General features: G+C 64.0%; 18 protein-coding genes and 1 pseudogene. 10 read left to right on the plus strand and 9 right to left on the minus strand.

Translation table 11 applies throughout. The features are described from left to right. Positions 1-8: 8 nt before the first annotated feature. Positions 9-767 carry an SDR family oxidoreductase gene (locus tag X751_RS152545; RefSeq protein ID WP_023744609.1) on the minus strand — a complete coding sequence of 253 codons (759 nt, stop codon included), beginning with the start codon at positions 765-767 and terminating at the stop codon, positions 9-11. Between the two features lie 113 nt (positions 768-880). Between X751_RS152545 and X751_RS152540 the strand changes: the two genes are divergently transcribed. Then, positions 881-1609, plus strand: a complete 729-nt coding sequence (locus X751_RS152540; protein ID WP_023712442.1) for an AzlC family ABC transporter permease — start codon at positions 881-883, stop codon at positions 1607-1609. After that, positions 1606-1902, plus strand: a complete 297-nt coding sequence (locus tag X751_RS152535) for an AzlD family protein (RefSeq protein ID WP_023744610.1) — start codon at positions 1606-1608, stop codon at positions 1900-1902. Before X751_RS152540 ends, X751_RS152535 begins: the two co-directional genes overlap by 4 nt. 155 nt (positions 1903-2057) lie before the next feature. Here X751_RS152535 and X751_RS152530 read toward each other — a convergent pair whose 3' ends face one another. The 3 genes from X751_RS152530 to X751_RS152520 all read right to left on the minus strand — a co-directional run bounded on the left by X751_RS152530 (position 2058) and on the right by X751_RS152520 (position 5538). Further along, a complete protein-coding gene (locus X751_RS152530; protein ID WP_023744611.1) occupies positions 2058-3902 on the minus strand; it encodes an aminopeptidase P family protein in 1845 nt (614 codons plus the stop codon). 105 nt (positions 3903-4007) lie between these two features. Next, positions 4008-4880 carry a 50S ribosomal protein L11 methyltransferase gene (locus tag X751_RS152525; RefSeq protein WP_023744612.1) on the minus strand — a complete coding sequence of 291 codons (873 nt, stop codon included), beginning with the start codon at positions 4878-4880 and terminating at the stop codon, positions 4008-4010. 82 nt (positions 4881-4962) lie between these two features. Next, positions 4963-5538, minus strand: coding sequence for an SCO family protein (locus tag X751_RS152520; RefSeq protein WP_023712445.1), 576 nt, complete (start codon positions 5536-5538; stop codon positions 4963-4965). 182 nt (positions 5539-5720) lie between these two features. Here X751_RS152520 and X751_RS152515 point away from each other — a divergent pair, with 182 nt between their 5' ends. From X751_RS152515 to X751_RS152510, 3 genes are all read left to right on the plus strand, one after another. Beyond that, positions 5721-6239, plus strand: a complete 519-nt coding sequence (locus tag X751_RS152515; RefSeq protein WP_031204048.1) for a CreA family protein — start codon at positions 5721-5723, stop codon at positions 6237-6239. 61 nt (positions 6240-6300) lie between these two features. Further along, positions 6301-6930, plus strand: coding sequence for a DapH/DapD/GlmU-related protein (locus tag X751_RS0133245; RefSeq protein ID WP_031204046.1), 630 nt, complete (start codon positions 6301-6303; stop codon positions 6928-6930). 391 nt (positions 6931-7321) lie between these two features. Continuing rightward, positions 7322-7753, plus strand: a complete 432-nt coding sequence (locus X751_RS152510; protein WP_023750938.1) for a low affinity iron permease family protein — start codon at positions 7322-7324, stop codon at positions 7751-7753. Between the two features lie 26 nt (positions 7754-7779). On the opposite strand, the gene X751_RS152505 is transcribed toward X751_RS152510, so the two are convergent. Beyond that, complete coding sequence (locus X751_RS152505) at positions 7780-8646, minus strand: SDR family NAD(P)-dependent oxidoreductase (RefSeq protein WP_023744614.1); 867 nt, start codon at positions 8644-8646, stop codon at positions 7780-7782. Between the two features lie 131 nt (positions 8647-8777). On the opposite strand from X751_RS152505, the gene X751_RS152500 reads away from it, so the two are divergent. Further along, positions 8778-9059 carry a hypothetical protein gene (locus X751_RS152500; protein WP_023705540.1) on the plus strand — a complete coding sequence of 94 codons (282 nt, stop codon included), beginning with the start codon at positions 8778-8780 and terminating at the stop codon, positions 9057-9059. A gap of 12 nt (positions 9060-9071) precedes the next feature. On the opposite strand, the gene X751_RS152495 is transcribed toward X751_RS152500, so the two are convergent. After that, positions 9072-9647, minus strand: coding sequence for a TMEM175 family protein (locus X751_RS152495; RefSeq protein ID WP_023682120.1), 576 nt, complete (start codon positions 9645-9647; stop codon positions 9072-9074). A gap of 227 nt (positions 9648-9874) precedes the next feature. Here X751_RS152495 and X751_RS1000000165565 point away from each other — a divergent pair. After that, positions 9875-10669: pseudogene (locus X751_RS1000000165565) on the plus strand (MFS transporter); the annotation flags it as partial. A 343-nt stretch (positions 10670-11012) separates the two neighbouring features. Here X751_RS1000000165565 and X751_RS152490 read toward each other — a convergent pair. Further along, positions 11013-12485 (minus strand): MATE family efflux transporter, encoded by a 1473-nt coding sequence (locus tag X751_RS152490; protein ID WP_023744616.1) that lies wholly within the window; start codon positions 12483-12485, stop codon positions 11013-11015. A gap of 176 nt (positions 12486-12661) precedes the next feature. Between X751_RS152490 and X751_RS152485 the strand changes: the two genes are divergently transcribed. Then, a complete protein-coding gene (locus X751_RS152485; protein WP_023744618.1) occupies positions 12662-13456 on the plus strand; it encodes a L,D-transpeptidase in 795 nt (264 codons plus the stop codon). Between the two features lie 78 nt (positions 13457-13534). Here the strand turns inward: X751_RS152485 and X751_RS152480 are convergent, their stop codons facing one another. Then, on the minus strand, positions 13535-15010 hold the full coding sequence (locus tag X751_RS152480; protein ID WP_023688051.1) for an esterase-like activity of phytase family protein: 1476 nt from the start codon (positions 15008-15010) through the stop codon (positions 13535-13537). Between the two features lie 161 nt (positions 15011-15171). Then, positions 15172-16197 carry a LacI family DNA-binding transcriptional regulator gene (locus tag X751_RS152475; RefSeq protein WP_023688052.1) on the minus strand — a complete coding sequence of 342 codons (1026 nt, stop codon included), beginning with the start codon at positions 16195-16197 and terminating at the stop codon, positions 15172-15174. Between the two features lie 194 nt (positions 16198-16391). Here X751_RS152475 and X751_RS152470 point away from each other — a divergent pair, with 194 nt between their 5' ends. Both X751_RS152470 and X751_RS152465 read left to right on the plus strand, forming a co-directional pair. Next, positions 16392-17423 carry a Gfo/Idh/MocA family oxidoreductase gene (locus tag X751_RS152470; protein WP_023744619.1) on the plus strand — a complete coding sequence of 344 codons (1032 nt, stop codon included), beginning with the start codon at positions 16392-16394 and terminating at the stop codon, positions 17421-17423. Further along, positions 17420-18328, plus strand: a complete 909-nt coding sequence (locus X751_RS152465) for a sugar phosphate isomerase/epimerase (RefSeq protein ID WP_032885446.1) — start codon at positions 17420-17422, stop codon at positions 18326-18328. The genes X751_RS152470 and X751_RS152465 overlap by 4 nt, the downstream gene beginning before the upstream one ends. The last annotated feature ends 103 nt before the right edge of the window (positions 18329-18431 follow it).

Here is an 18431-nt window from a genome sequence, read left to right on the forward strand (position 1 = left end):
CTGCACGGCTACATCCGCATCAAAAGCCCACCGTCGACTGCCAGCTCGATGCCGGTGATGTAGCTTGCCGCATCGGAAAGCAGGAAGAGCGTGGCATTGGCCATGTCCTGCGGCGTGCCGATGCGGCCGAGCGGCGCATAATTGGCAACGGCCGCGCGTTTCTCCTCGGTGTCCCAGCGCGCCTGCAGCGGCGTCAACGCCATGCCCGGGCAGATGGAGTTGGAGCGGATGCGGTCACCGGCAAGCTGCATGGCGAGCGACTTCGACAGTGCACAGACGCCGGCCTTGGAGGCCTGGTAGGCATCCTGCGGGGTCGGGTCGCCGCGATACCACTGGATGGTGGAGAAGTGCACCATGGCGCCGCCGCGTCCGCCGACCCGCATCTGCGGAACCACCGCCCGCGCGGTGTGGACGAAGGACTTCAGATTGATGTTGAAGACCTCATCCCAGACATCGAGGTCCATCTCGAGGGCCGACTTGTCGCGGCCAAACCAGAGCACGCCTGCGACATTGGCGAGATAATCGATGCCGCCGCGCTCGCGGCCCGCGGCATTGATGGTCTGCTCGACAAAGGCGGCGTCGGTGAGGTCGCCCTGGGCAAAGGTGAGCCGGTCGTCATAGGCGGCAAGCGACGCCGGACGCGGCTTGACGTCGATGGCGGTGACCGAGGCGCCGGCCTCGAGCAGCGCCAGCGAGATCGCCTCGCCCATACCGCCACCGGCGCCGGTGACGACCGCGTGCCTGCCGGTGAAATCATAAGCGATCATCCGAACCCCTCATTTTTTTACAACATCAGTTTCGCTGATTTGTTGGCTCAAGCGAATTCGTCTGACTTTTCAAACGCCGGCTCCTACATAGCAGCGCGAGATGGGAATGTGACATGTCGGCAGAGACCTTAAGCGAAAATTCCGTGGCCAGCGACTTCTGGGACGGCGTGCGGCTGTCGATGCCGGTGGTTGTCGCCGCGGCGCCATTTGGGCTGCTGTTCGGCGCCATCGCCGTCGACAACGGCTTTTCCGTTCTCGAAGCTTTCTTGATGAGCGCGCTGATCTTCGGCGGCGCCAGCCAGATGGTAGGCATCGAATTGTTCGGCCAGCATGTCGCGCCATGGCTGATCGTGCTGTCGATCTTCGCGGTAAACTTCCGTCACGTGCTTTACTCCGCCAGCATCGGCCGGCGAATCGCGCACTGGCCGGTTATCAGCCAAGCGCTGGGCTATTTCGTGCTCACCGATCCGCAATTCGCGGTGGCCGAGCGCAGGGCCGAAGCCGGCGAGACCGTTGGCTTTGCCTGGTACATGGGGCTTGGCCTGCCCGTCTATGTGTTCTGGGGGATCGAGAGCGCGCTGGGCGCGGTGTTCGGCAAGCTGATCCCGGACACGCATGCGCTCGGCATCGACTTCCTGCTGCCGATCTATTTCCTCGGGCTGGTCATGGGCTTTCGCAACCGGCCACTGTGGCTGCCGGTGGTGATCGCCAGCGCCGCGGCGTCGATCATTGCCTACAAAACTGTGGGATCGCCATGGCACGTCTCCATCGGCGCCGTTGCCGGCGTGCTGCTGGCCGTCATCCTGCCGCCGCACCATAGCGGTGTGGAGGCAAAACGATGAGCGCGACTTTGTGGATCATCATTGCCGGCGCGATCGCCACCTATCTCACCCGCGTCGGCGGCCATCTGGTGATCTCGCGCTTCGACCACATCCATCCACGCGTCGAGGCTGGCTTGAACGCCGTGCCGGCGGCGGTGTTGACGACGCTGGTGGCGCCCGCCGCACTCAGTGCCGGACCGACGGAATGGGCGGCGCTGGTCGTCGCCGCTGTGGTCTCGCCGCGCGGCGGCCTGATGGCGATGTTTCTGGCCGGGGCGGTGGTGCTGGTCCTCGCGCGGCAGTTTGTGCCATAGGGCGCCTGCGCGCGGAACAGTTTCGAACTGTCGGCGCCGCCCCTCATTGCCCTGCCGGGCGTTCGTCACTCGAAAAGCCAAGCAATTGGCTTTTCGTCCGCTTCGCGGACCGCTCCTCACCTCCCCGTATAGTGGCGGGGAGAAAGAAGCTCATTTCAGATCTTGGCGTCGTGCGGCAGCGGCGCTGTTGCCTTCTCCAGCCAAGCCAGCGTCTCGCCGTCGAGCATCGGGCCGATCTCGGCCAGCACCCAGGCATGGTAAGTATCCAGCCAGTGCAACTCCTCGCGCGTCAGCAGGTCGGTGCGGATCAGCCTGATATCGATCGGCGCCAGCGTCAGCGTCTCGAAACCGTGCATGGCGATGTCGCCGCCCTCCACCTGTTCAGCCGGCGTCACCAGGATCAGGTTCTCGATGCGGATGCCGTAGGAGCCTTCCTTGTAATAGCCGGGCTCGTTGGACAGCATCATGCCGGCCAGCAGCTTTTCGGTGCCGGTGCGGGCGATTCGCTGCGGCCCTTCATGCACGGCCAGATACGAGCCGACGCCGTGGCCGGTGCCGTGGGCAAAGTCGCAGCCATGCTTCCACAGCGCCATGCGCGCCACCGCGTCGATTTCCGAGCCGCGCGTGCCGGCGGGAAAGCGCAGCGTGGAAATGCCGATCATACCTTTCAGCACCAGTGTGAAGCGCTCGCGCATCTCCTCGGTCGGCTGGCCGATCGGCACCGTGCGGGTGATGTCGGTGGTGCCGTCCTGATACTGGGCGCCGGAATCGAGCAGGAACAGCTCGCCCTTTGTCAGCTTGCGATTGGTGGCGCGCGACACACGGTAGTGCATGATGGCGCCGTTCGGCCCGGCGCCGGAAATGGTGTCGAAGGAGACGTCGCGCAGCGGCATCTGCGTTTCCTCGCCGGTCTGCCGGCGCGTTTCCTCCAACTTGGTGACAACGGTTATTTCGTCGAGCGTGCCCGGCTTCTGCCGTTCCAGCCAGCACAGCAGTTTCGCCACCGCCGCCCCGTCTCGGCGGTGCGCCGCGCGGCTGCCGGCGATTTCCGCCTGGTTCTTGGTGGCGCGCGGGATGCGGGCGGGATCGGCTGCTGAAACAAATGTGCCGCCATTGTCCTCGACCAGCATTCTCAGCTTTTCCGCCGCCAGCACCGGATCGAGCGCGATCTTGGCGCCGCCCTCGGCAAGGGCTGCGACCGCCGCCTCGAATTCCCCGGGCTCGTGCAGATCGGCGAGTTGGGTGAGATAGGCGGCGACCGTGCGCGAAAACTTGCGCTGGTCCATGAACAGCTGGTGCTTGCCATCTGCTGCAAGGATCGCAAAGCCGAGCGCCAGCGGCGTGTGCGGCACGTCGCCGCCACGGATGTTGAAGGCCCAGGCGATCGAGGAGGGGTCGGTGAGCACGGCGTGCGACGCGCCCTCCTTGCCGATTACCGCCGCCAGCCGCGCCAGCTTGTCCTTGGCGAGTTCCCCGGCAAAGCCGATCGGGTGGATTTCGACCGGCGCCACGGGCGGCGCCGGCTGATCCTTCCAGATGATGTCGATCGGGTTCCTGTCGAGCGGCACCAGCGTCGCGCCGGATTGCTCGGCCGAGGTTTTCAGCGCCTTGACCTCAGCGATCGTGTGCAGCCAGGGGTCGAAGCCAAGCCTGGCGCCCTTGCCGAGATTGTCCTTGATCCAGGAGGCCGGCGGGTTGTCGACGAGACTCTCGATTGAAAAAATGTCGAGATCGACTTCGTGGCGCACTTGCAAGGTATAGCGGCCATCGACGAACATGAAGGCGCGGTCACGCTGCACAAGTGCTACGCCGGCCGAGCCGCTGAAGCCGGTCAACCATTTCAGCCGCGCCGAGCGATCGGCGACATATTCGCCCTGGTGCTCGTCGGCGCGCGGCACCAGGAAACCGTCGAGGCCATTATCCGCCAGCCATCGCCGCAGCAACGTCACGCGCGGCTTGCCGACGCTGGGGTCGCCTGCGGAATCGAAGGTCTGGAACATGGTATGCCTCCTGTATCGGGCGCGACCGTAGCGCATGACCCGGAAAACCGGAATCGATTTTCGCCAATCGCAACAGGCTCGGATTGGTCCAAAGCGCGTTGCGTCTCAGTGCTTGAGGTGGATCGTCACCCAGCCTTCGCGGTGCAAGGTCCTGACATGCCGAAAAGTCTGGCCGACATAGGCCGAGATCACCGCATTGCACTGGCGCTCGAGGATGCCGGACAGCACGATCGAGCCGCCGAGGCTGATATGCCTGGCCATCTCAGGCGCCAGCCGCATCAGCGGCCGCGCCAATATGTTGGCGACGATGAGGTCGAAAGGCGCGCGCTTGCCGAAGATCGGGTGGTGGAAGCCGGGCGCCGTCACCGTTTCGACCAGCGCCTTGACGTGGTTGAGGCGGGCGTTGGAGGCGGCGACCCTGACGGCGATCGGATCGATGTCGGTCGCCAGCACCGGAATATGCGCCAGTTTGGCGACGGCGATCGCCAGCACCGCGCTGCCGGTGCCGAGGTCGAGGGCATTCCTGGGACGTTCGCGGCGCACGACCCGCTCCAGCATTTCGAGGCAGCCGGCCGTGGTCCCGTGATGGCCGGTGCCGAAGGCAAGGCCGGCCTCGATCTCGATGGCCAGTTCGCCGCTGTGGCGCTTCCTGCGGTCATGCGCGCCATGGACGAAGAAACGTCCAGCGCGCACCGGCTTCAGTCCCTCCAGCGAGCGCGCCACCCAGTCGATGTCGGGCAAAACCTCGCGCTCGATCGGCTTCGACAGGGACAGTCCGGCAAGGCTGTCCCTTAGCCGCGCCTCAACCGCGTCGACATTGCCGTCGGTGTAGAGCGAAACCTCATAGATGTCGCGGTCTTCATCGACTTCGAGCACGGCGATCGGCAGGCCTTCATCCTCGAAAGCCGGTTCGAGCGCGGCAAAGATGCGGTCGGCCTCGACCTTCCCGGCGATGAAGTGGAGCCTGGTCTGACCCATCAGCTGGTCTCTTGCTTGAGCATGATCTCTGGACAACACTTTTCTGTCCGAGAAAACCGGATTCCACATTTAGGGATCATGCCTAGCCTGCCGCCAGCCGCTTCAGCTTGGCGATCGCGGTATCGGCGCTTTCGCCATAGGCTATGGTGCCCGAAAACTCGCCCTTGGCATTGAGCAGCAGCGCCGAGGCCGTGTGGTCCATCGTGTAATCGCCGTCGCCGGTGTCGACCTTCTTCCAGTAGATGTTGAAGGACTTCGCCATGGCGTGCACCTTGTCGGGATCGCCCGATATGCCGACGATGCGGTCGGAGAAATTGCTGACGTAAGTGTTCATCACCGGCGGCGTGTCGCGCTCTGGATCGACGGTAACGAAGTAGGCGTTGAGGTTCTTGCCGTCGTTGCCCAGCGTCTTCAGCCAGCCGGCCATTTCGAACAAAGTGGTCGGGCAGACTTCCGGGCAATGGGTGAAGCCGAAGAAGACGATGCTGGGTTTTCCCCGGAAGGCGGCTTCGGTGATTGGCGCGCCTTTCTGGTCGACCAGCGTGAATGGCGCGCCATACGGTTCGCCACCATAGTGGCCGCGATAGAAGTCAAAGGTGAGCCAGCCGATGCCCGCCGCCATCAGAACGAGAATGCCGACCAGAATTGAACGCATCATCAGGAATTGTCCGTAGCAGAAATCATCGAGCGCCGGATCGGCGCCTCTCTGCCGGCAGTCTTAGCCGGTCGCAGGGGGCAAGGCAAAGATGCCGCGTTGCCGCAACCGGGCTGGGCGCTACCTTGCAAACAGCTGGCCCTTATCCCACCTGAGACCGGCAAACTGAACCTGAGGAGGCTCCCTTGCAAAGACGGACTGGGCAGAGACGGATTGGGCAGAAACTGATCGGCGGCGCGCTGGCCGCATGCATTGCCCTTGGTGCCGGTGCCGCAGCGGCAGAGGAAGTCGGCAAGGTCGGCGTCGATTGGGTCGGCAACGACATCATCGTCGAGGCGATCAAGGATCCCAAGATCGACGGCGTGACCTGCCATGTCTCCTATTTCGACCGCAGCGTCATCGACCGGCTGCACAAGGGCAACTGGTTCGAGGATCCGTCTGATTCCTCGATCTCCTGCCGCCAGACCGGGCCGATCACCATCGGCGACATCGACATGAGCGAGGGCGGCGAAGAGGTGTTCAAGCAAGGCATCAGCCTGATCTGGAAGAAGCAGGTGGTGAACCGCATCTACGACAAGAAGAACGAGACGCTGATCTATCTCTCGCATTCGCGGCAGGTGCAGGACGGCTCGGCGAAAATGTCGGTGACGACCGTGCCGCTGTTCAGCCAGAACGTGGTGTGGACCGGCGGCAAGCCGAAATAGCGGATTCTCCGGGCGCAACGCGACAATTGCTTCCGCAATTGTGCGGGGGTAAATCCGCCAGATGGACCGTACCGAAAACCTCGTCCTGAAAGATCCGGAGCCGCGCATCCATCCGACCGCGGAGCTGAAAGCGTGCAAGCTTGGCCGCTATGCCTCGATCGGCGAACGGGTGGTGCTGCGCGAGGTCAATGTCGGCGATTTCTCCTATTTCGAGCGCCACGCCGAGGCGATCTACACGACGATCGGAAAATTCTGCTCGATCGCCGCCAACAGCCGCATCAATGCGCTAGAGCATCCGATCGAGCGGATCACGCAGCACAAGCTCAGCTACCGGCCGAACGAGTATTTCCGCTGGCTGGGCGTCGACGCGGCGTTCCGCGCGCGGCGGCAGGCCAAGGCGGTCAGCATCGGCAACGATGTCTGGATCGGCCATGGCGCCGTCATCATGCCCGGCATCAGCATCGGCAATGGCGCCATCGTCGGCGCCAATGCGGTGGTGACGCGGAATGTACCGGCCTACACAATCGTCGCCGGCGTACCGGCAAAGCCGTTGCGCATGCGCTTTCCCTCCGAGATCGCGGCGCGGATCGAAAGCCTCGCCTGGTGGGACTGGCCGCCGGAGAAACTCGCCAAAGCGGTTCCCGACATGCAGGCCTTGCCGATTGAGGATTTCCTCCATCGCTGGGAGTAAGAGCATTCCTGAGAGCTCGCCGCGCGTGCGCGGTTTCATCGACTGGCTGGCCGAAATCCTGGCGCCAAAATTCTGAACGGCACGTGTCGGGAAGAGTTCCGCCGGCTGCGGCAACGCAACGAACCCCTTCCGCCATGCGGGGGTGGCGCAGCGGAAGGGGCTTGGAGACAAATCCGCGTGAAGCGGAAGGAACAGGTTTTGGCCTGCATGGCGACTATGGCAACAAACCGATAAGGCGGCTTTTCACGGCGCTGCGCCTTTGGCGTGCATACAATTGCATCAGGGATGCCATCTGCGACAGGGAACCGGAAGCGGCTGCCGGTTGTTTATTGTTGGAGCGATGAATGCGGCCTTGGTCAGCTCATCGCGCTTTGACCCGTTGAGGATGTGAATGATCGAAAAGCTGTTTACCAGAATCGCCAACACCGTTTCGCACTTGGCGGGCCTGCCACCGACTTTCATCGCCTGCTGCGCCATCGTTATCGTCTGGGCGGTAAGCGGGCCATTCTTCGGCTTTTCCGATACGTGGCAGCTCGTCATCAACACGGGAACGACGATCATCACCTTCCTGATGGTGTTCCTGATCCAGAACACCCAGAACCGCGACGGTGCCGCGGTTCAGGCCAAGCTCGACGAACTGATCCGCGTCAGCGAGGGCCACAATCATTTCATCGGCATCGAGCACCTGACCGAATCCGAGGTCGAGGAGATCAGAGACAAATGCGAGCGGGCGGCAAAACGCCATGACCACGAGCTCGCCGAACTGGCGGGCAAGAAGGCCGTCGCGCAAAAGCGCACCGCGAAAAAACGCGCGCCCGCCTGAGTCTCGGCTTTGGCTGAGTTCGACGATCAGTTTCCCATAAAGGCCGCGAAAGCGTCCTTATGGTCGGGGTGCCAGCGCGAGAGAGCAGGCCGGTTCTCGATGATGTCGCCGATCGCCCAGGCCATGCGCTTTTCATCGGTCGGCCGCATCACCTCATTATCGGGGCACAGGATGTAGAAGTCCCCACGCGCCAGCGAAGCCAGCATGAAGTCGACCACCTGCTCGCCGGTCCAGGCGCCAGCCGGTTTTTCGACCGCTCCTTCGGTGAGGCCGGTGAAGGTGAAGCCGGGAATGAGAAGATGCGCCGCGACCTTCGCGCCCGGCTCGTTGCGCAATGCGTGCGCCAGGCCTTCGGTGAACGTCTTCAATGCCGATTTGGAGACGTTGTAGGCGAGATTGCCGGGTGGCGTGGTGATGCCTTGCTTGGAGCCGGTGTTGATGATCAGGCCAAGCTCTCCGGAGGCCAGCATGGCCGGAGCGAAGGCCTCGACGCCATGTACGACACCCCAGAAATTGATGTCGATCAGCCGCTTCCAGGCGTCGCCGTTCTCCCACGGTTTTCCCGGATTGTTGCCGACGCCGGCATTGTTCATCAGCAGCGATACGGCGCCGAAAGCGGCATGCGTCTTTTCCGCCAGCCGGCCGAGTTCGTCGGCCTTCGACACGTCTGTGGCGACGGCAAGCACGGCATTCTCGCCGGTGATCGCGGCGACTGCCTGGCGGGCCGCATCGAGGCGCGCGCCGCCAATGTCGGCCAGCACCAGTCTCATGCCCATAGCCGCCAGCCTTTTGGCGGCGGCAAGCCCGATGCCGCTGGCGCCCCCGGTGACGACGGCGACGTTGCCTCGGCTGAGGGCGGGCAAAGCGGATTGGATTTCGGCGTCGGAGGTCATGTTCTTTTTCCTAGGGTTCGGGTGGCGCCGAACTTAGCGCGGGACGCGCATCGTGCAAGGCCGTCCCGCGTGTTCGGGTTGACCGCATCAACGGCGGCCGTGCATGCTGCGGCTGAACAGGAGACTGCCGATTGACCGACTGGGTTGCGATCCTGAAGGAGCAGACCGCCACCGGCGACCAGATGGGCCGCGAGGTGCCACAGATGCTTGCCAATCCGGACATAAGCGAAGCGCAGGTGAAGACCTTGTTTTCGGCACTCGAAAAACAGGCCGAGTTCGTCGAGAAATTGCGCATGGCGCTGGAAAAATTCGGCCATGATTTTTCGATCGTCAAGGCGGCCGAGCGGCTGGAGGAGCGCTATGCCGACCTTGCGGCGTCGGTTGCCGAAAAGCTGAAGGCGATGCGCAAGTAGAGACGTCCTACGCTACTTTTCCAGCACCCGCGAAAAACGCGTGTCCGGCACGAACCAGACGGCGGCCACCAGCACAAAGATCGCAACGCCGATCCATTGGTTTACGAAGGCAAGCGGGACGGCGGCGGCGTAGAGGGCCACCGAGATCTTGCCCTTGCGGTCATTGCCCAGCGCCTTGGCGAAGGCGGTGTCGTTGCCGTGCAAATGGTGCAGCTTGGTGGCGAGAAAGGTGTAGGCGACCGCGCACAGCACCAGGTCGATGCCATAGACGGCGACGGGGACCGGCGCGAAATGGTTCTCGCCCATGAAGGCCGTCGTCGCCGGCATCAGCGACAACCAGAACAGAAGGTTGAGGTTGGCCCACAGCACGCGGCCGTCGACCCTTTGGACGGTGTGGAACATGTTGTGCAGATTGTTCCAGTAGATACCGACATTGATGAACGACAAGACATAGCTGAAAAAGATCGGCCACAGCGGCAGAAGCGCTGAAAAATCCTCCCCATGGGGCACTTTCAGCTCCAGCACCATGATGGTGATGATGATGGCGACCACCCCATCGGTGAATGCCTCGACTCTACCTTTTCCCATGGATTCTCCCTCTCGATGGAAGACGTTAAGCGAGGATTTCGGGCAAGACCATCCTGACAAGGTTGTCAGGATGAAGTTCGGCGCGTGGAACGGCCATCCTTACATGGACGTTGGGGCGCAATTGGGCGTTGGGCGATTGGCCGGAGGTTGCCATGACCAGCTATGCCGAGACCATAACGCGCGACAACGGACTCGATGGCCGGCCCGCGATGGCCGCGGTTGCCGCCATGATCGCCGCGCTGTTCGCCGGCAGCACGGTGCTGACGCCGCTTTACGTCATCTACAAGCAGGCCTTCGGTTTCTCGCAGATCACGCTGACGCTGGTCTACGCCGTCTATGTCGTCGGCAATCTCGGCGCATTGCTGATGTTCGGGCGCTTGTCCGACGGCATTGGCCGCCGTCCTGCGGCGCTGGCGTCGATGGCCATAGCGGTGGTCAGCGCGCTGGTGTTCCTGTTGGCCGAGAACGTCGCATGGCTCGATGTCGCCCGCATATTGAGCGGCCTTGGCATCGGCGTCGGCGCGGGAACCGGCACGGCCTGGCTTGCCGAATTGATCGAGGGTAAGGACAAATCGCGCGCGGCAATCATCGCCACCAGCACCAACTTCGTTGGCCTTGGCCTCGGCGCGCTGGCATCGGGCCTGCTCGCCGAATATGCGCCCTGGCCGTTGAGACTAACGTTTGCGGTCTATCTTGCCTTGCTCGTGGTGGTGACGCTGTTGATCTGGCGCACCAGGGAAACCGTTTCGCGGCCGGGAAGGCTGGCCGACGTTTCGCTGCGGCCGCGGCTGTCGGTGCCCGCTGATATCCGCGCCGCTTTCGTGGCGCCGGCCGTCACCGGCTTCGGCGCCATGGCGCTGGTCGGCTTCTATGCAGCCCTGGCGCCGAGCATCCTGGCGCAGCAGCTGCATGTGGCCAACCATGCCGAGGCCGGCGGGCTGTTCTTTGAACTGTCGATCGTTGCGGCCGCGACCATTCTGGCCACGGTCCGACTGTCCAGCCGCGCCGGCATGCTAGCCGCGCTGGCGCTGATGATCCCGGCCGTAGGGCTGATGGTTGCTGCTCAGTTTTTCGCGTCAATGTCCCTGATGGTTGCCGCCACCGCTGTGTGCGGCGTGGCGGCGGCGCTCGGCTATCGCGGCGGCCTGCAGGTGGTGAACCAGATCGCACCTGCCGAGCGTCGCGCCGAATTGGTGTCGGCGTTCTTCATCTGCTGCTTCTGCGGCAATGCGCTGCCGGTGATCGGCATTGGGCTGCTGTCGAGTTGGGCCACTCCGACGACGGCAAGCCTGGCCTTCGCCGGCATGATCACGCTGTTCTCTGTCGTAGCGCTGGGGTTTCGGCGTCAAATACGCGCGCTGAGCCTCACCCGTTTGGCGTCCCGGGCGCCATGTTTGCCCGTCCGCGCGGGATGCCGAGGCCGGTGTCGGGCGGCTCGCCGGCGGCCGGCCGGTCCTCGATCATGTGCATGGTGCGCCAGCGGCCGAAGCGATAATAGGCGGCGGCCAGCACCAGCGAGGTGATCGATCCCGCCGGAAAACTCCACCACAGCGCTTCCTCGCCGATGTAGCTCCTGAAGAAGTAGGCAAAGCCGGTACGCACGACCAGCACGGAAATCACCAGAATGATCAGCGGCGGCATCACGGCACCGGTGGCGCGCACGGTGGCGAACAGCACGATGGTGACGCCGAACAGGATGAACGACCAGGACGCCACCTTGTTGATGTGGGCTGCAATGTCGATTGCGGTGCTGTCGCGGCTAAGGAACAGGCCGAGCACCGGCCTGTCGAAGAGGAACAGCAGCGCCACCAGGGCGCCGGTGAGCACCAGGTTGAAGCCGACGCCGGACGCCGCGATGCGACCGATGCGGTCCCAGCGCCCGGCGCCGACATTCTGGGCCGCCATCGACGAGACTGCGGCTCCGATCGCCAGTGCAGGCATCTGGATATAGGTCCACAGCTGCGCTGCGATGCCGTAGGCGGCGGCGACCTGCGAGCCGTAGGAGTTGACGATGCCCATGACGGTCAGCGCCGCCGCCGAAATGACGATCATCTGCAGGCCCATCGGCACGCCCTTGAAGACGACGATCCTGAGCAGCGCCGGATCCGGCCGCAGCAGAGCGAGGTTGGCGCCGGCGAGCCGCAGCGGATGCTTTCTGGCATAAAGCACGACGAGGATGGCGATCACGCTCACTGTCTGGCCGATCAGCGTCGAGGTGGCGGAGCCGGCGATGCCGAGCTCGGGGAAGGGGCCGATGCCGCGAATGAGCAGCGGATTGAGGATGATGTCGAGCACGACGGCGAGCGCCATGAAGAAGAATGGCGTGCGCGAATCACCCGCACCGCGCAGCACCGTCATGACGAAGGACAGAAGATTCATCATCGGCACGGCGACGAAGATGATACGCAGATAGGAGCGCGCCAGCGGCAGCGCATCGGGCGGGGTGCCCAGTGTGTTGAGGATGGCGTCGACCCAGATCCAGCCGCAGACGGCGAAGATAGCCGAGACGAGGAAGAAGAAGCTGGCGCTGGTGCCGACGATGCGCCGCGCCTCGGGCAGGTCGCGGGCGCCGACCGATTGCGCCACCAGGATGGTCGCGGCCATGCCGATCCCGAACACGGTGCCGAGAATCAGGAACAGCACCAGATTGGCGTTTGAGGTCGCCGTCAGCGCCGATTCACCGAGGAAGCGGCCGACCCAGACGGCGTTGATCGAACCGTTGAGCGACTGCAGCACATTGGAACCGAGCACCGGAAGCGCGAACAACAGCAGCGTGCGAGGGATTGGGCCGCTGGTGAGATCGCCGGTGCGCCGGCGCGGTGGTATTTTTTCGTCCATGGGCTGTTCGGCGAAGGTTCATCTCAAAGTCCGCCCGGCAATGATCGCCGATTTAACGGACAAGGTCGATGCGGCATCGGAACATCAAGCTTAACGCGGCTGAGGCGATCAGGTTCTCAAAGCTTGCGTAATGGGCTATGGGTCATCGCCGCGAGGGGCCGCAAACCGGGGGGATCATGTCCGACAATCCATTATTTTCCGAGCGCCTGAATAGGCGCGCGTTTCTGGGAGCATCCGCTTTGGGTGCCGCTGCCATGGCACTTTCGGCCTGCACAACCACTGATGTGGCAGTACCGCCGACGCCGGCGCCGGCACCCGCACCCGAGCCCGCTTTCGGCGATGCCGCCACCATGTATTCGGCGCGCGTCGATGAGGGCTTTTCATTGCCGGCAATCCCGGTGGCCAAGCTCGATCCGAAGTTCGTGCGCCAGATCGTGGACGATCCGACCGGCGAAAAACCCGGCACGATCGTCGTCGATACATCCGAGCATTTTCTCTATCTGGTGCGCGACGGCGGCAAGGCAATGCGCTATGGCGTCAGCCTCGGCAAGGCCGGGTTTGGCTGGACCGGCAGCGCCGTGATCCAGGCGCGCAAGAAATGGCCGGTGTGGACGCCGCCGCCGGAAATGATCCAGCGCCGGCCGGAACTGGCGAAATATAAGGACGGCATGCCGCCGGGACCGAAGAGCCCGCTCGGCGCGCGTGCGCTCTATCTGTTCCGCGACGGCAAGGACACGATGTACCGGCTGCACGGCACGCCGGAATGGGATTCCATCGGCAAGAACGCGTCGTCGGGCTGCGTGCGCTTCATGAACCAGGACATCATCGACCTCTACAGCCGGGTCAACGGCGTAGCCCAGGTCTATGTGCGCCCGAACCTGTCGGCCGCGGGCAAGATCATGGCTGTGTCGAGCCGGACCGCCGAGCCGATCGATGCCGGCGTGCCAAGGGATGCGGAGATTTTGAAATAGGTGCCTTCACGGCATCGCTGATCGCCGACAGACGGTTAGAGGCGGACGCGCCGGGCGCGTCCGCCTTTCCGTATACGGCTACTTGTTGGCGAGGCCCGGAAGCGTGACCTGATAGACCAGGAACATGGTGTCGACATCGGCGCCGTCGTCGGCCTTGTAGGGCGCGCCGACCTGAAAACCGTCTTGGGTGAGAAAATCGTTATCGTTGCCGACGAACAGGAAATAGTCGTCGGGCAGCGCCGGATCGAGCAGGCTGACCACAGACATTGCTTCCCACTTCTCCGAGAGATTGTTCTTGTCGTTCGGCTTGCCGTCATGCAGGCCGAAACGGCCGAGTTCCTTGTTGTCGTTGATGTCGATGAACGGCGTCAGCTTGGCCGGCGTCACCGAGGGGTCGAGCACGCCCTTGGGCGCCAGCGGCTTGTCGGCGGCATCGAAGGCGCCGCCGGCAATGTCGGTGGCGCCAGAGACGTCGACGACGAAAATCTGGCGCAGCAGCGAAGTATCGCCCTTCACCCCCTGGCCGTTTCCGCTGTCGCGCGCCAGCATCAGGAAGGTCTTGTCGGACAGCGCCACGATTTCGCTCTGCGCGGCGACCTTGGTCTTGTCCTTGGCGTCCTTGAACACCGGCAGCGGCACGGCATATTCATGCACCAGCTTGAGATGGGCCGGGTCGGAGGCGTCGTAGACCAGCGCGCGGGTGTTCTGGCGCGTCGCGGGCGAATCGCCGCCATCCTGGCGGGGCGCCGACTGCAGCACAGTGATCAGCGACTTGCCGTCCGGCGTCAGCGCCATGCCTTCGAGGCCTTGATTGTTCTGGCGGCCGGTTTCGGGATCCTTCGGATCGGGTTCGGCTGCACCGGGGCCCGGATTGTCGGAGGCGAAGTTCGGCGCGCCCTTGCGCATCGGCACCAAAGCGGCGGGCGGCTGCGTTGCCGACAACAGATGGCCGTCGGCCGAGAAGCGGTAGATGTTGGGGCCGTATTCGTCAGAGATGAACATGGTGCCGTCGGGCAGCCGCGCGATCGCCTCATTGTCGAGCGCCAGCTTGCCATTGGCCTCGGGCAGGATCGGCAGGTCGCCATTGGCCGCGCGCACGCCGTTGAGCGGATCGAGGCCGGTGGCGTCAGCGCCCTTGTCGTCGGTGAGGAGCAGGGAATCGGCAAGCGTCGCCTTGACGCCTGTCTGTTCCTGGCCGGAGGTGGGCGTGGCGCCTAGTGCGGCCGGCGTGAACTCGATGCGAATAGTGTTGAGGCGCGGCCGGTAGTCGGTGGTGCCGACGACATTGTAGCCGCGGTCGGGCAGCAACCAGAGCGAGCCCTTGTAGCCGTCCGCGCCACGGGTCCAGCTTGCGGCGTCGATCGACATGCCGGAGCCGGAGCCGAAGGTCTCGCCGAACTTGTCCTTCTGATCGGCCGGGATGCGGCCGACGCCGACCAGGCCCTTGTTGACGAAGCCACCAACGGTGGCTGTGCTGTCGGCAAGGGCAGGGGTCAGGGCGGTAAACAGCGCCAGCGCGGCGCCGAGCGACACGGTTCGGTGCGAGATTTTCATGGAGATCCTCTTTGTGACAAGCCTTGAGCGGCGCAAAGGGGCCACCGCATCGCATCGACGATGTCGCCCTCTCGCAAAGCGGTCTAGGACGCGAACATGATACTTGCGTGACAGAGCGGGCCTCTTCCTTCTCCCTTGTGGGAGAAGGGAGAGACGCACTATCAATCGCTGTCGCGCGCGATCAGCTCCAGCGGCCAGACTTCGCGGATGATGCGCGGACCTTCCGGGCCGGCAAAGGCGGGAAGCGAGGCCAGCAGCATTTCGGCCAGCCGCCGGCCCATCGGCTCCAGCGACGGACGGAAGGCGGTCAGCGCCGGTGAAAAGTAGCGGCAGAGCGGCGTGTCGACGATGACGATCACCGCGATGTCGTGGCCGGGCCTGATGCCCATCTCGGCCAGTGCCTTGCAGCCGCCGAGCGCCATTGCGTCATTGTTGAAGATGATGGCTGTGGGCCGGTCCTTGGAGAGCATCACGCGCGGCGTCACCTGGTAGCCTCCGGCCTCGTTGATGAAGCCGTCGGCGATCAGGCCGGGGTCGACTTCGATGCCATGCCGCTCCAGCGCCTTGCGGTAGCCGTCGAGGAACAGGTAGCCGAAGTTGAGATCAAGCGAAGGGCGGATGGCGGCAATGCGGCGGTGGCCGCGCGCGACCAGCCGGTCGACGGCTTCATCACCCGCCCTCTCGAAATCTATATCGAGCGAAGGATAGGTGTCGTCGCCGGATTGACTTCGGCCAAGCGTGGCGAAGGGAAAGCCGGCCTTGCTGAGATAGTCGATCCGATCGTCTTCCCGCCGTGTATTGGCCAACACGACCGCGTCGGCCCGGCGCGTCTCAACCACGCGGCGCAGCCTCTCCTGCTGATATTGGCCGGGCTCGCCCATGACGACCATCAGATCCAGGTCATCCTCGGCCAGCCGGCCCTGCAGACCGATCAGGAACGGGATGAAGAACGGTTCGCCATATTGCTGGTCGCCCGGATGCGGCTGCAGCATGAAGGCGATCGAATGGGTGGTGCCTTGCCGCAGGCTGCGGCCGGACTGGTTGGGCGAATAGTTCAATTGCTTGGCGGCGGCGAGCACGCGCTGGCGGGTGTCGGCATTGACGTCGGCGCGGCCGTTCAACGCCCGCGACACGGTGCCGATCGAAATGTTCAGGTGACGCGCTAGGTCATGGATACTGGACGCCAAGGACAGTTCTCCCCCTGTCTTGGCTAGCACCGGCTGCCGCCCAGGCCAAGGCTTCGGGATGATTTTCGCTGACAGCCGATTGACATTCTACGCCATCGGGTGTGTTCTCGTAAACGTTTACGGAGAAACGTTTACGGTGATGCCGGAAATGCCGTGACATTCGGTCTGGAGGGACCGGACGGGAGGAATGCCGGATGATGAATGCCGTCCTCGTCGGCTGTGGTGCGATGAGCAAGGCCTGGCTCGATGCCGCGAGGCAGATCGACGGGCTGGCCATTGTCGGCCTTGTCGATCTCGACGCCGAACGGGCGAAGGCGAGGGCGCACGAATACGGGCTCGACGGCGCGGTAATCGGCACCAGCCTCGACGCGGTGCTCGACCAGACCAGGCCCGACGCGGTGTTCGATGTCGTGGTTCCAGCCGCCCGGCGTGATGTCGCCTTTGCCGCCTTTGCCCATAATTGCCATCTGCTGACGGAAAAGCCGCTGGCCGATACTCCGGAAAATGCCCGCGCCATCGTCGATGCGGCACGTAACGCGGGGCGTATCCATGCGGTCGTGCAGAACCGCCGCTACGTCGCCAATGTCCGGCGCATCAGGCGCTTTCTCGACTCCGGCGCCATCGGCAAGCCAACCAGCATCCATGCCGATTTCTTCGTCGCGCCGCATTTCGGCGGCTTCCGCGAGGAGATGGCGCATGTGCTTTTGCTCGACATGGCGATCCATACTTTCGACGCCGCCCGCTACATGGTCGGCGGCGATCCCGCCGGCGTCTTTTGCCAGGAATGGGAGCCGGCGAATTCCTGGTACCGGCAGGGATCGTCGGCCAGCGCTATCTTCGATCTCGGCGGCGGCAAGGTGTTCACCTATGCAGGCTCTTGGTGCGCGGCGGGCTTCCGCACCAGCTGGGAGAGCACGTGGCGCATCGTCGCCGAGCACGGCAGCCTGGTCTGGGACGGCGAGGACGGACTGAAGGCCGAGGTTGTGTTGTCGGTCCGCGACGGCCTGTTCGACCTGACCCAGCCCATCACAGTACCGCCGCTCGATTCCGCCGACCGCGTCGGCGGTCATCTCGGCATCATCAAGGATTTCATCCACGCCATCGAGACCGGCAGCGAGCCGGAAACCCGTGGCAGCGACAACATCAAAAGCCTGGCCATGGTTTTTGGCGCCATCGAAAGCGCCGAGACCGGACGGCGCGTCGCAATCACACAGGAAGCATCATGATGCCAAACCCGCTTCTCGACATCCGGATCGGCACCATGGTGCGGGCCAATCTCGAAGACCCGGCCGCCTACATCAAAGAGATTCTGCCGCTCGGCTTCGAGAGCATCCAGCCCTTCTTCTGGCAGACGCTGGGCGGCAAGGATTTGCCGCGGCTCGCCGGCGAGATCCGCGAGGCGATCGGCGATGCCGATGTCGTCGTGTCGTCGATCGGTGTGTTCGGCAATCCGCTGGAGGATGGCGAGGTCGATCGCGGCGTGCTCGCGGCCTGGGAAACGGTGATCGACAATGCGCATCTGTTCGGCGCCTCGACGGTCAGCGGCTTCACCGGCCGCCTGCGCGGCAAGAAGCTGACCGACAGCCTGCCGCGCTTCCGTGAGGTCTGGGGGCCGCTGGCCAAACGCGCCGCCGACAAGGGCGTGCGCATTGCCTTCGAAAATTGCGCCATGGACGGCAACTGGGCCGCCGGCGACTGGAACATCGCCCACAATCCGGACGCCTGGGAGCTGATGTTCAACGAATTGCCCGACGACAATCTCGGCCTCGAATGGGAGCCCTGCCACCAGCTTGTCTACCTCATCGACCCGATGCCGCAGATCCGCAAATGGGCGCCGCGCATTTTCCATGTCCACGGCAAGGACGCGACGGTGCGCTGGGATGTGATCCGCGAGCACGGCGTGTTCGGCAAGCTGCCCTTCGTGCAGATGCGCACGCCCGGGTTTGGCGACAGCGACTGGACGCGGGTGATCAGCGAATTGCGGCTGGCCGGTTACAAGGGCGCCATCGACATCGAGGGCTGGCACGACCCGGTCTATCGCGGCGACCTCGAAATCACAGGCCAGGTGCGCGGGCTGGAATACCTCAAGCAATGCCGGGGAGGAGCGACCTACCTGCCGAACCCGGCGTGACCGAGGGCCGGTGGGAGGAGCCGGCCTGACAGATTCCCAAGCACTGCCGACAAGCACTGCCGACAGGCGAACGACGAAACCCCTCGGCTCACCGAGGACAAAA

It is taken from the genome of Mesorhizobium sp. LNJC394B00 (genome assembly GCF_000502555.1).
In the GTDB taxonomy this organism is placed as follows: Bacteria; Pseudomonadota; Alphaproteobacteria; order Rhizobiales; family Rhizobiaceae; genus Mesorhizobium.

Excerpts from the sequence above, each read along its gene's own strand:
- X751_RS152545 (WP_023744609.1), bottom strand. The coding sequence starts at position 767 with ATGATCGCTTATGATTTCACCGGCAGGCACGCGGTCGTCACCGGCGCC.
- X751_RS152540 (WP_023712442.1), top strand. The coding sequence starts at position 881 with ATGTCGGCAGAGACCTTAAGCGAAAATTCCGTGGCCAGCGACTTCTGG.
- X751_RS152535 (WP_023744610.1), top strand. The coding sequence starts at position 1,606 with ATGAGCGCGACTTTGTGGATCATCATTGCCGGCGCGATCGCCACCTAT.
- X751_RS152530 (WP_023744611.1), bottom strand. The coding sequence starts at position 3,902 with ATGTTCCAGACCTTCGATTCCGCAGGCGACCCCAGCGTCGGCAAGCCG.
- X751_RS152525 (WP_023744612.1), bottom strand. The coding sequence starts at position 4,880 with ATGGGTCAGACCAGGCTCCACTTCATCGCCGGGAAGGTCGAGGCCGAC.
- X751_RS152520 (WP_023712445.1), bottom strand. The coding sequence starts at position 5,538 with ATGATGCGTTCAATTCTGGTCGGCATTCTCGTTCTGATGGCGGCGGGC.
- X751_RS0133245 (WP_031204046.1), top strand. The coding sequence starts at position 6,301 with ATGGACCGTACCGAAAACCTCGTCCTGAAAGATCCGGAGCCGCGCATC.
- X751_RS152510 (WP_023750938.1), top strand. The coding sequence starts at position 7,322 with ATGATCGAAAAGCTGTTTACCAGAATCGCCAACACCGTTTCGCACTTG.
- X751_RS152505 (WP_023744614.1), bottom strand. The coding sequence starts at position 8,646 with ATGACCTCCGACGCCGAAATCCAATCCGCTTTGCCCGCCCTCAGCCGA.
- X751_RS152495 (WP_023682120.1), bottom strand. The coding sequence starts at position 9,647 with ATGGGAAAAGGTAGAGTCGAGGCATTCACCGATGGGGTGGTCGCCATC.
- X751_RS152490 (WP_023744616.1), bottom strand. The coding sequence starts at position 12,485 with ATGGACGAAAAAATACCACCGCGCCGGCGCACCGGCGATCTCACCAGC.
- X751_RS152485 (WP_023744618.1), top strand. The coding sequence starts at position 12,662 with ATGTCCGACAATCCATTATTTTCCGAGCGCCTGAATAGGCGCGCGTTT.
- X751_RS152480 (WP_023688051.1), bottom strand. The coding sequence starts at position 15,010 with ATGAAAATCTCGCACCGAACCGTGTCGCTCGGCGCCGCGCTGGCGCTG.
- X751_RS152470 (WP_023744619.1), top strand. The coding sequence starts at position 16,392 with ATGATGAATGCCGTCCTCGTCGGCTGTGGTGCGATGAGCAAGGCCTGG.
- X751_RS152465 (WP_032885446.1), top strand. The coding sequence starts at position 17,420 with ATGATGCCAAACCCGCTTCTCGACATCCGGATCGGCACCATGGTGCGG.